Raw genomic sequence first — 15,500 nt, forward strand, 5'->3', positions numbered from 1 at the left:
ATCCGAGAGAACTTATGAAGCTCAAATTAGAACGCCCTATCGTCTTCTTCGACCTAGAGACGACAGGAGTTAACGTGATCAACGACCGTATTATCGAGATTTCTATCCTCAAGGTGCATCCCGATGGCCTAGAGGAGAGCAAGACGAGGCGCATCAACCCTGGGATTCCTATTCCCCCTGCTAGCTCTGAAGTGCATGGTATCACGGATGAGGATGTCAAGGATTGTCCCCTCTTCGCCCAAGTAGCCCGCAGCCTCTACCAATGGATTGAGGGCTGTGATATTGCAGGCTTCAACTCAAATCGCTTCGATGTCCCTTTGCTAGTGGAGGAGCTCCTCCGAGCTGGTGTCGAGGTCGATCTGAGCCGTCGTCGCTTCGTAGACGTGCAGACTATTTACCACAAGATGGAGCGGCGCACGCTCGAGGCTGCCTACCGCTTCTACTGCGACAAGACCCTGGACAACGCCCATTCAGCCGAGGCAGACACCCGGGCTACCTATGAGATCCTCATGGCACAGCTTGATCGTTATCCTGAGGAGCTGACTAATGATGTGGACTTCCTAGCCGAGTTCTCCAGCTATGGCCGTATGGTAGACTTCGCCGGGATGTTGGCCTATAATGATCAGGATGAGATCATCATCAACTTCGGCAAGCACAAGGGGCGGGTCTTGGCCGAGGTCCTCTCGAGCGAGCCAAGCTACTACCACTGGGTGATGGGGGCGAGCTTTACCCTAGACACGAAGAATTGGTTCTCTCGTGTGCGCCTCTCCCTGAATCGGCCTCAGAGCTAATATCCCCTTGTCGAGTGGGCTAGGGCTCGCTTGACCTTAATTCTATAATCTACAAGACTAGTGTTACAAGGTAAACATATAGTACTCGGGATCTCAGGAAGCATCGCTGCCTACAAGGCGGCGGTGCTTGCCCGTTTGCTGATCAAGCGTGGCGCAGAGGTTCAGATTGTGATCACGCCTGCGGGCAAGGAGTTTATCACCCCGATTACCCTCTCGGCCCTGACTAGTAAGCCCGTGATCAGTGAGTTCTTCTCGGGTCGGGACGGTACCTGGAATAGCCACGTAGACATTGGCCTCTGGGCCGATGCGATGCTTGTCGCCCCAGCTACGGCCGCTACGATTGGCAAGATGGCCCACGGCATCGCTGATAACATGCTCATTACGACCTATCTGTCGATGAAATCCCCTGTCTTCGTCGCCCCAGCGATGGATCTCGATATGTGTGCCCATCCCTCCACCGAGGATAATCTTCGTCTACTGGAGCAGAGAGGGGTTCGTGTCATCGAGCCTAGTGAGGGCTTCTTGGCCAGCCACCTCGAGGGCAAGGGACGTATGCAGGAGCCCGAAGTGATTGTCCAGGCCCTGGAGGACTTCTTCGCCCTGGGGAAGGACTTGGCTGGTCGCCGAGCCCTCATTACCGCTGGCCCGACCTATGAGCCTCTAGACCCAGTGCGCTTCCTCGGCAATCACTCTACGGGACGTATGGGGATAGCCCTAGCCAATGAGCTCCATAGACGTGGGGCAGAGGTATGCTTGGTATTAGGCCCTTCGGCCCTTCGGCCCGCCCCAGGTGTCGAGGTCATCTCGGTGCAGACAGCCCAGCAGATGCTCGAGGCCTCTCGGGCGCACGTTGCCTCGGCAGATATTGCCATCTTCGCTGCTGCTGTGGCTGACTATCGCCCTGCCGAGCGGCGAGAGCATAAGATCAAGCGAGAGAGCGAGGGAGAGCTTGTGCTACAACTGGTCAAGAACCCCGACATCGCAGCGACACTGGCCCAAGACAAACGCCCTGGGCAGCTTTTCGTTGGCTTTGCCCTCGAGAGTGGATCGGGTGAGGCGGAGGCTCAGGCCAAGCTCAAGCGCAAGGGCCTCGATGCCATTGTCCTCAATAGTCTTGAGGATGAGGGGGCAGGCTTTGGCCACTTAACGAACAAGATCTCCATCCTTACCCCTGATACCCCTATGAGGAGCTATCCACTCAAGAGCAAGGAGGCTGTGGCTGGGGATATTGTAGACTTCATTCGTTCGACTATCTCTGGAGAGACCCATGCTTGAGAGACTGATCATACGCAACTTCGTCCTCATCGACGAACTGACCATTGACTTTCGCCCAGGCTTTACCGCCATCACAGGCGAGACAGGGGCGGGCAAGAGCATCATCCTCGGGGCTATTGCCCTGCTGATGGGGCAGAGGGCCGATAGCTCGAGTGTGCGCCCAGGGGCAGAGCGATGCATCATCGAGGCCCACTTCGGGCAGATTGATGAGACGGTCAATCAGATCCTCTCGGCCGAGGATATTGATCCCGAGGTCGATGAGTGCATCATCCGCCGAGAGATCTCTGTCAAGGGCAAGAGTCGCTCCTTTGTCAATGATAGTCCCGCCTCCCTACAGCTGCTCAAGCAGCTGAGTGAGTACCTGATCGACATCCATTCGCAGCACAAGAACTTACTACTCGGGGATGCCCACTTTCAGCTCTCTGTCCTAGACCTCTACAGCCTCAATGCTGCTGATCGAGCCGCTTATGTCGAGAGCTATCGGGAGCTCCGAGAGCTTCGTCGCCAGCTGGCTGAGGCAGAGGCTTTGGCTTCGGAGCAGATCCGAGAGCAAGACTACCTCCAGTTCCAATTCGACCAGCTTCATGCCGCAGCCCTTGAGGTGGATGAGCTGGAGCGGCTCGAGGAGGAGGAGCGTATCCTCAGCCATGCACTCGATATCAAGACCGCCCTCTCGAAGGCCTTCTCAGCCCTCGATGACGATGAGCAGGGAGCTCTGCGCACCCTCGGGGTCGCCCTCGAGAGCGTGCAGTCCATACGTCGTTATTTCCCTGAGGCTGAAGAGCTCTACGAACGTCTACAGAGCTCTCGCATCGAGTTGGTCGATCTCGCTCAGACCCTCGATAGCCAGTCCGAGAGTATCTCTTACGATCCGCAGAGGTTGCAGTATGTTAGCGAGCGACTAGACCTTCTACAGGGACTACTACTCAAGCATGGCAAGCCCGATTGTCAGGCCCTGATTGAGCATCGAGATGAGCTCGAGCGGAGGCTCGAGGCGATCTCCTGCTCGGATGAGCGTATCGCAGCCCTAAGGCAGACTTTGCTGCAGAGAGAGGAGAGGACTACCTCCTTAGCCGAGGTGCTCCATGGACAGAGGGTAGAGGCAGCCAAAGCCATCGAGCAGGCTCTCGTCGAAGCCCTTAGAGAGCTGGGAATGCCGCATGTGCGCCTCAGCATCCAGCTCGACCGATTGGCCGAGCTCGGGGCCTCTGGGCAGGATCAGGCGACCTTCCTCTTCTCAGCGAACAAGGAGATCCCGCTCGAGCCCGTGGCCGACATAGCCTCAGGGGGAGAGATCTCTCGGCTGATGCTCTCGATCAAGGCTCTGATTGCCGACCGCAGGAGCTTGCCGACGATCATCTTCGACGAGATAGACACAGGGGTCTCGGGCGATATTGCCGATCGCATCGGCATTATCCTCCAGCAGATGGGCCGCAGCATGCAGGTCATGGCCGTTACCCACCTGCCTCAGATCGCTGCTGCAGGGCAAGACCACTACTACATCTACAAGGAGCATGAGGCCGAGGCCACTCGAAGCCATATCCGCCGCTTAGAGCACCTCGAGCGCGTGCAGGAGATTGCCCGCATGCAGAGCGGCAATAAACTCACAGACATCAGCCTAGCCGCTGCTGCCGAACTATTGACAACCACTCAGAATAGACTAAACAATGAAGCAAGATAAGCTCATCTATGGTATTCATGCCCTTGTCGAGGCCCTCGAGGCTGGTCGTGAGATTGACAAGATATTCCTTCGTCGGGGGCTCAAGAGCGACGAAGTGCAGCTGATCACCTCCCTGGCACGAGAGCGGGTCATTCCTCTGCAGATCGTTCCCGAGGAGAAGCTCAACCGTATTACCCGCAAGGCCCACCAGGGCGTGGTCGCCTTCCTCTGTGAGATCGAATATACCCAGCTCGAGCAGCTGATCCCGATGATCTATGATGAGGGGCGTATGCCCTTCTTCGTCGTGCTCGATGGACTGACAGACGTTCGAAACTTCGGGGCTATTGCCCGCACGGCCGGGTGTGCTGGGGCCGATGCGATCATCATCCCCGAGCGGGGAAGTGTCAGCGTAACGGCTGATGCTGTCAAAACCTCTGCAGGTGCTTTGCTCCGTCTGCCAGTCTGTCGTGTAAGTTCTATTGGCTCGGCCCTACGCAGCCTCCAAGAGCATGGCATTCGGGTCGTAACGGCTTCGGAGAAGGCTGCCCGTGTCTATACCGAGGAGAGCCTTCTGCCCCCTCTAGCCTTAGTCATGGGTTCAGAGAGTGAAGGGCCTAGCGCCGATACACTTAGACGCTCGGATAGCATCGTGCGGATTCCTCAGCATGGTTCTATTGGCTCGCTCAATGTGTCTGTCGCTGCAGGGATCTTGATCTACGAAGTTCTCCGTCAACAGAGTCTCTCAGTCTCGTTCGATTAGCCTGAGGCTGTTGTGTAAAAGTATTGGGGTGTCGCAAGATCGTTGCGACACCCCAATACTTTTCGTTGTTTGCTACTCTTAGCGAATATCTACAGGGCGTATCAAGATACGCAGCTTGTAGGTGCTATAGGGGAGGAGGAATCGTTCCTGTGGCAGTGCTCCCCAGCTGTTATAACAACCTAGACCCATGTGATGGCTATCTACGAAGACATCGGTGAAGCCTGCCAGAGGTAGCAGTTCGGAGTGCTTCTGCGTCTTGCGTGGGTAGCCGTCCATATCTTCGAGGCTACGATCCAGGGCTGTTGCTTGTAGAAGCTGCTCGGCGCGGAACTCAAGTCCGAAGCCCCCTCTGTCGAGGACTCGATAGTAGCGTAGGTCTCCCTTGCCGCCAGTCTCTTGAGGACGGATGTAGGGGTAGAACTGATCTGCTACCCTCTGTTCGTATTGTCCGAGATGTTGAGATGCCTTGCGGTCAGGGTAGTTCTCAATAGGCCCACGCCCATAGAAGCTAATGTATCCGTAGTGCTGAGGCATCTGCAGACGAAGACCATAGCGGAAGAGAGGCTTAACATCCTTCTTCTCCCCAGGGGTCATCTCCTGGCTGTAAATAATCTCGCCCTCCTTGCTCACGAGGTAGCTCAGATGGAGTTTAGCTCCAATATCTTGGATAGTGTATTCAGCATCTATTTTGATGCTACCATCTTGCTGGGGGCTGGGGGTGAGCTTCTCGAGCTTGAAGTTAGGTTTGCGCCACATGGCCCAGTTCCACTGTAGTTGAGCTCCCATGTCGTTGTCCGTAGGGGCTCGCCAGAAGCTAGGCATGATCTGTGTCCCTTCGGAGAGTAGCTCTCGACCTGCAACCATGTATCTGCTGATGAAGCCACTTCGGCGTTGAATATCAATGCGGAAGCGATCGTTGCTCAGGATGATGAAGTTGCGGTCGTTCGTCTCTAGCTGGATGGGGCGATAGGCCTCTCCTCTCGATAAGGCAAGAGGCTGGAGCTCAGCCCTCTGGAGGACAAACTGATCGTGGGCAATGCGATGCCCTGCTGGCAGGATGCCATCACGATGGCGCAGGGTGAAGTAGAGCTGTAGGGTAACGTCCTGGTCTCGAGCAACCTCTGGCAACTGATAGGGTAAGCTCAGCTGTTGGGTCTGCTGAGGGGCAATCTTGGGCAGTTGTATCAGACCTGACTGCTGAGGTTTGCCATCGATTGAGAGCTCCCAACGAAGATCATAACGAGAGAGATCGATGAAGAAGTTCTCGTTGTAGACAGCGATTTTTCCGCCTTGGGCATCAACGAGGCTTGGGCGAATGCTCTGGTGTACATAGGCGATCTCGTGAGCATGAGGGTTGGGTTTGCGGTCAGGGGAGACGATACCGTTATTGAGGAAGTTATTGTCTGCCTTGTAGTCGTAGCGATTGAAGTCCCCTGCATAGGCATAGAACTCCCTGCCCTCTCTTGTGTGCCAGCGAAGAGACTGATCGACGAAGTCCCAAATGAAGCCACCCTGGAAGAGGGGGTACTTGCGGATCAGATCCCAGTACTCATCGAAACCTCCAATGGAGTTCCCCATCGCATGGGCATATTCGCAGACGATGATGGGCATGGGCGGATCATTCTCTAGGTACTTGACGATGTCATTGGGGCGGATGTACATACGGGTGTAGATCTCTGTGCACTTGAGGTAGGAGCGTTCGTACTGGATGGGCCTGGTAGGATCTAGAGCCTTCACTGCTGCGAAGGCTTTGTCGAAGTTCACTCCATAACCCGACTCATTGCCGAGAGACCAAGAGATGATCGAGGGGTGGTTGTAGCCGCGTGCCACATGGCGTGTATTGCGCTCTACATGTCCCTGCTCGAAGTCTGCTCGGTGGGCTAAGGATCTGTCTCCATAGCCCATGCCATGTGTCTCCACGTTGGCTTCGGCCACGACGTAGATCCCATACTGGTCGCAGAGCTCGTACCAATAGTTATCGTTGGGGTAGTGTGCAGTACGGACGGCGTTGATGTTCAGCTGCTTCATGCGCAGGATGTCCTGCCGCATGCGTTCACGAGAGACGTAATAGGCTCCGTCTGGGTCGATCTCATGGCGGTTAGCCCCCTTGAAGAGGATAGGCTTGCCGTTGAGTAGGAGCTGCTTGTTCTTGATCTCCACTCTGCGAAACCCGACACGATTGCGGATCACCTCTCCGCCAGCCTTGGCCTCGAGGGTATAGAGGTACGGATCTTCGGCAGACCATTTGCGGGGCGACTGTACCTGGATGGTAGTGCTGGACTTGCCGCCTGAGAGCTGTGTCTCGGCGATGATTGCTCCAGAGGCATCCATTAGGCGAAGCTCGACGGGAAGGGTGCTGCTGGTCTTGCGTAGGTCAATGCGCAGGCTACCATCCTTGAAGGCATCGTCCAGCTCAGGGGTGATGCGAATATCCTCGATGCGCCTCTTTTCTCTAGCGTAGAGGTAGCACTCTCGCCCCACTCCGCTGAGTCTCCAGAAATCTTGGCATTCGAAGTAGGTCCCGTCGCTCCAGCGGAATACCTGGAAGGCGATTAGGTTCTCTTGCCCGAAGCGGATGTAGGGTGTTAGGTCAAACTCTGCCTCGAGCTTGCTGTCCTCGCTATAGCCGACATGCTGGCCATTGACATAGAGGTTGATGTTGGAGGTAACGGAGCCGAAGTGTGCGATGACCTGCTTGCCTCGCCACTCCTTGGGGATAACGAAGCTGCGGCGGTAGCTGCCGACGTGGTTATTATGTGTGGGGACGTAGGGTGGATTGTCCTTGAATTGGTCATTCCATGCATAGCGCTCGTTGGCATAGAGAGGATCTCCGTAGCCATTGACCTCCCAAATCCCAGGTACGGGCATAGTGCCCCAAGCCTTGTCGTTGTAGTCTACACGGTAGAAATCCTTGGGTCGCTGCTCCAGGTGGCGCACCCAATCGAACCGCCACACCCCGCCCAGGGAAAGGTAGTTCTTGGATTGCTCACGCTCCTCTGTGCGTTCACCCTCGGCGAAAGCGAAGTAATTGGTGTGCATGGGTAGGCGACGGATCTCATTGCGCCTAGGGTCTTGCCATGGGATGTCTGGGGCCTCTGTGCTCTGTCCGTAGGCGAAGTTCGCCGCTGTGCAGAGCAGCATTAGGGATAGGAAGCGACGTCTCATAGATAAAAGAATAATGATGTTAGAGAAATGTTTAGACACAAAGGTAACAAACTTTATCGTTGTCTTGAGATCTAGAGATCATCGTTGTAGCCAGGTTTTCTTGATCCGTTTACTGTCGCTTAGAGGGAGGGCAGGAAGGCTTCTGCTTAGGAAGCAACTATGTCAAAGATCGCGGGAGGTCCCTAGCCTCTTTATTGTTCTGAGGGTGAGTGGAGAAGTCGTGCGGATTGGCTATATTTGTCCCCCTAATCGGGCGAGCTTGAGGGTGATGTACCTGTCTTTGCCTCGAGATCACGATTATTTATTCTACACATCTGATTATTCTCACATTTTGATGACGATGCAAAGCAAAATGATGCTTCCTAGGCTAGCCTCTCTAGTCTTGGCCTCGGCCCTTACGCTGTCGGGGCTGGATGGACTGTTCGCTCAGCAGAGTTCCGATCGGGCGGAGGTAACTTCGCAGTCGGTCGCTTTGCTGCAGCAGATCAATCCGACAACCTTTGAGGTGCGCTTCCACTCAGGTCGCCGCCTCACGCTAGACTTCTATGCGGATCATATCGTCCGCCTCTTCGAGGATCCCCAGGGGGGTATCCTGAGATCTCCAGTGGCTACGCCACCTGCTCAAATCCTTGTCGATCAGCCTCGTCGTGCGACCTCAGAGATCCAGCTGCGGCAGGAGGGGGACGACTTCGTCCTCTCGAGTGCGGCCCTCGAGCTTCATGTCTCCCGAGGGAGTGGCCTCATTCGCCTAGTGGAGCGCAAGGGTGGGCGTACGATCCTGCAGCAGAGCGGGGCTATTCGCTTCGACCGAGATGGGGCGAAGATCGACTTCGTAGCTCAGGAGGGCGAGTACTTCTATGGTGGGGGCGTGCAGAACGGCCGCTTCTCGCACCGAGGCAAGGTCATCGCCATTGAGAATACCAACAACTGGGTCGATGGAGGTGTCGCCTCGCCTACGCCCTTCTATTGGTCTACGGCTGGTTATGGGGTGATGTGGCATACTTTCAAGCCTGGCAAGTACGACTTCGACTCTAAGGGCGAGGGGCGAGTAGCCCTCTCGCACAGCGAGCATTACCTCGACCTCTTCGTGATGGCTAGCCCTACACCTGTGGGGCTGCTGCAGGCATTCTATCAGCTGACGGGTAACCCTGTGCTCATGCCAAAGTTTGCCTTCTACCAAGGCCACCTGAATGCCTACAATCGGGACTACTGGAAGGAAGACCCTAAGGGGCGCGTCCTCATGCCCGACGGCAAGCGTTATCGGGAGGATCAGAAGGACAATGGTGGCATCAAGGAGTCGCTCAATGGAGAGAAGGGCAATTACCTCTTCTCCGCCCGAGCTGCCCTAGATCGCTACCTCGACAACGACATGCCCTTGGGCTGGTTCTTGCCCAATGATGGCTATGGTGCAGGCTATGGGCAGGAGAAGACCCTCGATGGCAATATCCTTAACCTCAAGAGCTTCGGCGACTATGCCCGCAGCCGAGGTGTAGAGATCGGTCTCTGGACGCAGAGCGACCTGCACCCCAAAGAGGGCATCGAGGCCCTGCTACAGCGAGACATCGTCAAGGAAGTGCGTGATGCGGGGGTGCGTGCCCTCAAGACCGACGTGGCTTGGGTCGGTGCGGGTTACTCCTTCGGCCTCAATGGTGTGGCGGATGTAGGCCACATTATGCCCTATTATGGAGGCGATGCCCGTCCCTTCATCATCTCGCTCGACGGCTGGGCTGGGACGCAACGCTATGCGACGATCTGGAGCGGAGACCAGACGGGCGGTGAGTGGGAGTACATCCGCTTCCATATCCCCACCTTCATTGGCTCGGGTCTATCAGGCCAGCCCAATATCACCAGCGATGTGGATGGCATCTTCGGCGGAAATAACCTCCCAGTCAATGTGCGAGAGTTTCAGTGGAAGACCTTCACCCCCATGGAGCTGAATATGGATGGCTGGGGCAGTACGCCCAAGTACCCCGATGTCCTGGGAGAGCCTGCCACCTCGATCAACCGTTGGTATCTCAAGCTCAAGGCCGAGCTGATGCCCTATGCCTACACGATCGCCCATGAGGCTATTGAGGGTAAGCCCATGATCCGAGCCATGTTCCTCGACTATCCCAATGCCTATACACTGGGGACGGCGACGCAGTATCAGTTCTTCTATGGCCCTTATCTGCTCGTAGCCCCCATTTACCAGGCCACGAAGATGGATGCTCGGGGCAATGATGTGCGCCACGGTATCTACCTACCCGAGGGGAAATGGATCGACTACTATACGGGGCACAGCTACGAGGGCGGGCGGATCATCAACGACTTCGATGCGCCACTGTGGAAGCTCCCTGTACTGGTCAAGGCTGGGGCTATCCTGCCCATGACCCATCCGCACAACACCCCCCGAGAGGTGCGTCGAGACTATCGTGCTTATGAGCTCTACCCCTATGGCAAGTCTGAGTTCGTCGAGTATGACGACGACGGCGAGAGCGAGGCCTATCGTCGAGGCGTTTATGCCCAGACACCTCTGAGCACCTCGCTCGAGGGCGATCGTCTGAGTGTCCGCATCGCCCCCACACAGGTCAAGGGGAGCATCAAGGGCTTCGAGGCAGTCAAGGAGACGGAGCTACGGATCAATATCAGTCGCCCCGCCAAGGGGGTCAAGGTGCGCATCAACGGCCGTCGGGTCAAGCTGCAGGAGGTACACTCCCGTGAGGCCTGGGTCGAGGCGAGCAATGCGTTCTATTACGAGGCTCGACCCAACCTCAATCGCTTTGCCACGAAGGGGAGCGAGTTTGCCCGTGAGGAGATCATCAAGAACCCTCAGCTGCTCATCAAGCTCGCCAAGGTAGACACCGAGCACTCGACGATCGAGGTCGAGGTCTCGGGCTATCACTATGACCACAGCGACCACCTGCTCAGCCATACAGGCACGCTTGCAGCTCCCGAGGTGCACTTCGTCGAGGCAGACGAGAGTGCTTACTCGCTACGCTCCTGCTGGACACCCCAGCCCGAGGCGGACTATTATGAGATCGAGCACGAGGGGATGCTCTACTCGACGATTCGTGGCGGAGGGCTCGAGTTCGTCTCGCTCAGACCCGAGACCGAGTACACGCTCCGTGTCCGTGCGGTCAATCGCTCGGGGCACTCTAGCTGGACAGAGGTCAAGCATCGTACGCTGAGTGATCCGCTCGAGTTCGCCATCCAGGGCATCTCAGGTCAGACTAGCTGTGCGAACCAAGGCAGTCAGGGCATTGACAAGTTCTTCGACCGAGACGAGAAGAGCGTATGGCATACGGTTTGGTCGGGCAAGGCTGTGCCATTTGACCTCACTATTGACCTCAAGGGTGTGAATAGCCTGGATAGCCTCGTGTATATCCCTCGTGAAGATGTGGGTAATGGTACAATCCTCACAGGTACTTATAGCATCAGCACCGACAAGCTCAGCTGGAGTACTCCTAAGGAGATCAAGTGGATGCGCAATGCCGATCACAAGACCATCCGCTTCGAGGCAGGACAGCGGGCTCGATATATTCGCTTACACATCACCGAGGCTGTAGGCAACTACGGCTCAGGCCGCGAGCTGTATGTCTTCAAGACACCAGGCACAGAGAGCCTGCTGCAGGGGGATATTAACCGAGACAAGAGTATCGATGAGAACGACTTCACCTCCTACCTCAACTATACGGGCCTCAGGAGCAAAGACTCGGACTTCGACTATGTGAGCATCGGAGACCTCAACCGCAATGGTCTGATCGATGCCTACGACATCTCGCACGTCTCGACGATGCTCGCTGGTGGATCTCGTCCTCGCAGTGAGGATGTTGTGGCAGGCAAGCTCGTGATGACTGCAGATAGGACCGAGGTCAAGGCTGGCGAAGAGCTCACACTGACCATCCGTGGTAGCCAGGATATGAAGGCAGTCAATGCCTTTAGCCTAGCGATCCCCTACGATGCTACCGAGTGGGAGTGGCTGGGTGTTGAGACCCCAGGCACGAAGCAGATGACCAACCTCACCTATGACCGTCTACACTCGGACGGGACGAAGGCTCTCTACCCAACCTTCGTCAATGTCGGTCATGAGGCTACGCTCTCAGGTGATGCTCCACTGCTGATTATCAAGTTCAGAGCCAAGCGCAATACCCGTGTGCCCCTCAAGGTCATCGATGGGCTATTGGTAGACCGTGCTCTCGGAGTCGTTAGCTTCTGACGAGGGGTAGGTCTCTCGAGACAAAGTGTGCGAGGGAGTGGTAGGGCCGAGGCCCAGGCCACTCCCTCGCTGCGCTTCGTCGATCCTCGTCCCTACCTGCGGTAGTGGTAGTCAATGCCGAAGAGTGCTCCGGCGAAGGTCATCACCTCGCCATAGGCCACCAGGACGCTCTAGTGGATCTCGCCCGACGGAGGCCAGCATAGCCCCATGATGAGGACGATGATCCCGACGACGGAGAGCCCGCTGGCGATCCATATCTGTGGCGGGGCGTGGGGTTTGCGCCTATTCATCCGAGCCTCCTCCCTGTGCATAGGTGGCTATAGGCCTGGCGAGCGTCGAACGAGGGGCAGGCCTTGACCCACTCCGAGGGCTCGATCAGCCCATCGCCATTGAGGTCTGGGCTTAGATCTCGATGCCCGACGATGATGGCCAGCGGATAGGCTCGGCAGAGACCCTTGAGCAATCTCTCGAGGCTCCGACGCTGCTCCTCGGTGCGGGTGTCGGCGATGTGAGCGGCCTCGTCCAGTCCTCCCTCGTAGCATACGCCTATGCTGCATCGGTTGTACCCTCTGACGTGAGCCCCAGGGCGTGTCAGCGAGCGGAGCCGCTCGATCTCGCCGTTCCTGCGGACGTAGAAGTGGTAGCCCGCCCGGCTGAAGCCTCGGGCCCGATGGTCGAGGTCGAGCTGCCAACCTGGGTAGGAGGTATTGCTCCGTGTGGCGGAGCAGTGGATGACGATATACTTGACTTGATCTTTATTCATAATCATTTGCGGTATTTGTGGGTAAGGTATAGTAGGGTGAGGGAGAGGAGGATGCCGACGACGATCCCTGGGCCGAGACCCGGCCACAGAGCTCGTCGCTCGCTGGAGCGTTGCTCAAGCTCCTGCCCCAGGCGAGCGGTCTGCTGCGAGTGTGCCTGGCCTCGGCGGTGGCTCTCGAGGCTTCTGCGCCTGCGGAGCACAGTGCGCCCCGTCTTGATGAGGCTGTCCGCTGCGCTCGTGGGCAGCTCGATCTCGAGCTCCTCGCAGATGATCTCTCGGCTCTCCTGCTCCTGCTCGAGCTGCTGCGCTTGCTCGAGCTCTGTCTCTAGTGCTGTGGCCTGCTGACTCGAGTGCCTGCTCGTGCTGCAGCCCATGAGGCAGAGCCCCAGCAGGAGTGCTGCGAGGGCACTCCTGCCTTGGGGTTGCCTGCGATTGCTTGGGGGCATCGCTCTTGTGCTCTTAGAGCCCGACGTGTGGGCTGTGCCCTGGGTCGCCTGATCCCCCTCCGCCAGTGTCTTGGTCGCCCGTGTCCGATCCGCCCGAGCTGCTGCCCCCGGGGCTCTGAGGGGCTTCGCCCTTGGCCTTGGGGTTGTGGACGCTGAGCTGTAGCTCTCGGGTGGCCGATCGAAGCTCCTTGGTCAGGTGCAGCAGGATGCGAGGACGCTTGATGATGGCCGTGGTTACCTGCTCCTCGTGCTCTACGTGTCTGCTGGCAGCGATGATGCGGAAGGTGCCGATCTGTCCGAGCTGAACGGTATTGCCAGCAGCGAGCTCACGGCGTAGGTAGTAGGAGAGGCGGTCGATGGCGTTGCGTACATCGCCCGAGGTGAGCGAACTCATCTCCGAGATGTCTCGGATGACCTCCTCGAAGCCGATCTTGCGGGTGGGGGTAGGCTTGGCGTAGTAACGTGTCTGTCCCTTGTGCTTGCCCATCTTGGGGACGATTTGGGCTACATTGTACTTCATAGTGGTGTAAATAAAAGAGTGAATAAAAGTGTCGTGTTGTCCTCGTCTGTCGATCACGCCCTCGCTCCTCGAGTTGGGTAGGGTGCACCAGCGGGGGGCTCTCGGCTTCGGACAGGACAAAGGTATGATGGAGGGGCACGGGCCGAGGCGACTTGGTTGTACTTAGCTGCTCGGGCTGGGCTATCGCACGCCCTAGTGTGTCTGTGTGTCTGCCCGAGAGGGGAGGTTAGAGCCCCTCCTCTGCCTCGGTTGAGTGCCTGGCTGTGCCCGAGAGGGGAGGGGCTTGTCGAGCGACTTCTCTAGGCCTTATCCCCCTCTTTATCTGTGTATTGATTGTTTGTATATATTGTATTTTGTGTTGTAATCTATTTGTATATAGCTATTTGAAATATTATATCCTTGATGTTTGGATATAATGATACTCCTCTCTATCTTTGCAGGGACGCTCATGCTAGAGGCCTCGTACGCTGGCGGTGTGTCCGGGTGGGGGGGCTACTGCTTGCCCTGATCCGCCCGTCTGGTGTGGTCTCTAGAGCGAGGAAGCACTCTCTAGCCCCTCTCGATAGACAAACAATGAGAACCCTATTCAAATCAAACGACAATGAAACAAGTATCACTGATCCCGAGGTTGCTGGCCTCGCTGCTCCTCATCCTCCTGGCCCTATCTGCCTGCCAGGAGCAAGCCCCCGACCTCAATAAGAAGGAGCGAGACCCTCGCCTCATCGGGCTGTGGGTCGGGAGCGAAGCCCAGGGGCTAAGCTCTGCGAGGGTCGAGTTTAGGCCCGATGGGGTATTGCTCGGTGGGGACTACTTCCCAGGAGGTAAGCGCAAGAAGCTCTTCTACACAGAGGGTGGTCGGCGGCTCTCGGTCTTCGTATATGGCTCGGGGATCAAGGTGTCGAACTGGACTCATGACTTCTATTACAAGGTCGAGGACGGTCGCCTATTCCTTTGGTCTAGTGAGCAGGAGATGCTCTCGGGCCAGTACGGGTCAGCCGACACCTTCGTCAGGGAGGGTCGCTAGCCCCGCTCCCGGGTAGCCCCATGCGCTGGCTGGCTAGTCGGCCCTACCGACATATCGGGGGCTCATGAGGGCCTCCGATATTTTTGTATCTTGCGCCGAGGTCTCCAGTCCCGAGGCCTCGGATTTATTAACTGTAAAAGATCGAATGATGTACAAAAGACGCTATGCAGGACGTAGGACAGCCAGCCAAATAGAGCGAGATGTGATGGATGCTGTGGCCTTTATCGTCGAGGAGAAGGGGATCTCCGCCGTTACGATGAAGGAGGTCTCGAGGCTCTCCAAGACCGAGATGATCGTCCTGGAGCGTAGGTACAAGAGCGATGAGGGGCTGATCCGAGCCTATACCTCTCAGTTCGACTTCTTCCTCAACGATCATATCGGCCTCGATACTGAGGCCTACGAGAGCTCCGAGGCATTCTTCTCCGAGCTTATTACCCGCTTCATCGACGCCATACACAAGAGTAAGGATATGCAGTCGATCATGGTATGGGAGATGTATGAGAATAGCGGCCTGACCCGCAAGAGTGCTCGCCGCAGAGAGGCGACGCTGACCGAGTTCCTCCCACAGTTCTCCAAGCTGATCGACGCTCGAGAGATCGCCCCCGAGGCTCTATTTGCTGTCCTGGCAGGCGGGCTCTACTATGTGCTCTTGAGGGGCAATCGCTCCACCTTTTGCGGGATTGATTTCAGTACCCAGGCAGGGCGACAGATCTTAGCCGATACGCTGCTCACGATCACGAAAAAGTTCTTGCAGGGGTAGCCCCTCCCCCGACTAGGGTCTCGGCCTCCGACTCTCGCCCCTTGCGACCCTGGATGTTGAGCGTAAAATCGTTACGCAAAAGAGCTTGTAGAGAGAAAGTATTTTGCTACCTTTGAGGCAAATACATCACCTTTGTCTTAC

11 protein-coding genes and 1 pseudogene are annotated in these 15,500 nt (G+C 56.8%); 7 read left to right on the forward strand and 5 right to left on the reverse strand.

Features of this window, described 5'->3' with window-relative positions; genetic code table 11:
* The first annotated feature begins 14 nt into the window (after positions 1-14).
* The 4 genes from HQ37_RS02785 to rlmB are packed head-to-tail and all read left to right on the forward strand — an operon-like array spanning position 15 to position 4,486.
* Positions 15-791, forward strand: coding sequence for a 3'-5' exonuclease (locus tag HQ37_RS02785; protein WP_036880035.1), 777 nt, complete (start codon positions 15-17; stop codon positions 789-791).
* Positions 792-851: 60 nt separating this feature from the next.
* Positions 852-2,066 carry a bifunctional phosphopantothenoylcysteine decarboxylase/phosphopantothenate--cysteine ligase CoaBC gene (coaBC, locus tag HQ37_RS02790; RefSeq protein ID WP_036880036.1) on the forward strand — a complete coding sequence of 405 codons (1,215 nt, stop codon included), beginning with the start codon at positions 852-854 and terminating at the stop codon, positions 2,064-2,066.
* Entirely contained in the window at positions 2,059-3,747 is a 1,689-nt protein-coding gene (recN, locus tag HQ37_RS02795) for a DNA repair protein RecN (RefSeq protein WP_036880038.1), read from the forward strand. The genes coaBC and recN overlap by 8 nt, the downstream gene beginning before the upstream one ends.
* Positions 3,734-4,486, forward strand: a complete 753-nt coding sequence (gene rlmB, locus HQ37_RS02800; protein ID WP_036880040.1) for a 23S rRNA (guanosine(2251)-2'-O)-methyltransferase RlmB — start codon at positions 3,734-3,736, stop codon at positions 4,484-4,486. The genes recN and rlmB overlap by 14 nt, the downstream gene beginning before the upstream one ends.
* 78 nt (positions 4,487-4,564) lie before the next feature.
* Here the strand turns inward: rlmB and HQ37_RS02805 are convergent, their stop codons facing one another.
* Positions 4,565-7,651 carry a glycoside hydrolase family 2 TIM barrel-domain containing protein gene (locus HQ37_RS02805; protein WP_036880044.1) on the reverse strand — a complete coding sequence of 1,029 codons (3,087 nt, stop codon included), beginning with the start codon at positions 7,649-7,651 and terminating at the stop codon, positions 4,565-4,567.
* A 340-nt stretch (positions 7,652-7,991) separates the two neighbouring features.
* On the opposite strand from HQ37_RS02805, the gene HQ37_RS02810 reads away from it, so the two are divergent.
* Positions 7,992-11,846: a TIM-barrel domain-containing protein gene (locus HQ37_RS02810; protein ID WP_235264619.1), complete on the forward strand. Its 3,855-nt coding sequence runs from the start codon at positions 7,992-7,994 to the stop codon at positions 11,844-11,846.
* A 92-nt stretch (positions 11,847-11,938) separates the two neighbouring features.
* Here the strand turns inward: HQ37_RS02810 and HQ37_RS08415 are convergent.
* The 4 genes and pseudogenes from HQ37_RS08415 to HQ37_RS02825 form a co-directional block, all read right to left on the reverse strand.
* Positions 11,939-12,136 (reverse strand): annotated as a pseudogene (locus HQ37_RS08415) (hypothetical protein).
* Entirely contained in the window at positions 12,133-12,609 is a 477-nt protein-coding gene (locus HQ37_RS02815) for an N-acetylmuramoyl-L-alanine amidase (protein ID WP_036880049.1), read from the reverse strand. Before HQ37_RS02815 ends, HQ37_RS08415 begins: the two are co-directional and overlap by 4 nt.
* Before the next feature lie 2 nt (positions 12,610-12,611).
* A complete protein-coding gene (locus HQ37_RS02820) occupies positions 12,612-13,055 on the reverse strand; it encodes a hypothetical protein (protein ID WP_036880051.1) in 444 nt (147 codons plus the stop codon).
* A gap of 13 nt (positions 13,056-13,068) precedes the next feature.
* On the reverse strand, positions 13,069-13,575 hold the full coding sequence (locus HQ37_RS02825; protein ID WP_081951733.1) for an HU family DNA-binding protein: 507 nt from the start codon (positions 13,573-13,575) through the stop codon (positions 13,069-13,071).
* Between the two features lie 601 nt (positions 13,576-14,176).
* On the opposite strand from HQ37_RS02825, the gene HQ37_RS02830 reads away from it, so the two are divergent.
* Complete coding sequence (locus tag HQ37_RS02830) at positions 14,177-14,599, forward strand: hypothetical protein (RefSeq protein WP_152566772.1); 423 nt, start codon at positions 14,177-14,179, stop codon at positions 14,597-14,599.
* A 145-nt stretch (positions 14,600-14,744) separates the two neighbouring features.
* Positions 14,745-15,359 (forward strand): hypothetical protein, encoded by a 615-nt coding sequence (locus tag HQ37_RS02835; RefSeq protein WP_235264620.1) that lies wholly within the window; start codon positions 14,745-14,747, stop codon positions 15,357-15,359.
* Positions 15,360-15,500 lie beyond the last annotated feature (141 nt).

It is taken from the genome of Porphyromonas sp. COT-239 OH1446 (assembly GCF_000768875.1).
GTDB lineage: Bacteria > Bacteroidota > Bacteroidia > Bacteroidales > Porphyromonadaceae > Porphyromonas.

What these genes read in the sequence shown, in the direction of transcription:
- HQ37_RS02810 (WP_235264619.1), top strand. Translation starts at nt 7,992, where the DNA reads ATGCAAAGCAAAATGATGCTTCCTAGGCTAGCCTCTCTAGTCTTGGCC.
- HQ37_RS02785 (WP_036880035.1), top strand. Translation starts at nt 15, where the DNA reads ATGAAGCTCAAATTAGAACGCCCTATCGTCTTCTTCGACCTAGAGACG.
- HQ37_RS02830 (WP_152566772.1), top strand. Translation starts at nt 14,177, where the DNA reads ATGAAACAAGTATCACTGATCCCGAGGTTGCTGGCCTCGCTGCTCCTC.
- rlmB (WP_036880040.1), top strand. Translation starts at nt 3,734, where the DNA reads ATGAAGCAAGATAAGCTCATCTATGGTATTCATGCCCTTGTCGAGGCC.
- HQ37_RS02835 (WP_235264620.1), top strand. Translation starts at nt 14,745, where the DNA reads ATGATGTACAAAAGACGCTATGCAGGACGTAGGACAGCCAGCCAAATA.
- HQ37_RS02805 (WP_036880044.1), bottom strand. Translation starts at nt 7,651, where the DNA reads ATGAGACGTCGCTTCCTATCCCTAATGCTGCTCTGCACAGCGGCGAAC.
- recN (WP_036880038.1), top strand. Translation starts at nt 2,059, where the DNA reads ATGCTTGAGAGACTGATCATACGCAACTTCGTCCTCATCGACGAACTG.
- HQ37_RS02820 (WP_036880051.1), bottom strand. Translation starts at nt 13,055, where the DNA reads ATGCCCCCAAGCAATCGCAGGCAACCCCAAGGCAGGAGTGCCCTCGCA.
- HQ37_RS02825 (WP_081951733.1), bottom strand. Translation starts at nt 13,575, where the DNA reads ATGAAGTACAATGTAGCCCAAATCGTCCCCAAGATGGGCAAGCACAAG.
- HQ37_RS02815 (WP_036880049.1), bottom strand. Translation starts at nt 12,609, where the DNA reads ATGAATAAAGATCAAGTCAAGTATATCGTCATCCACTGCTCCGCCACA.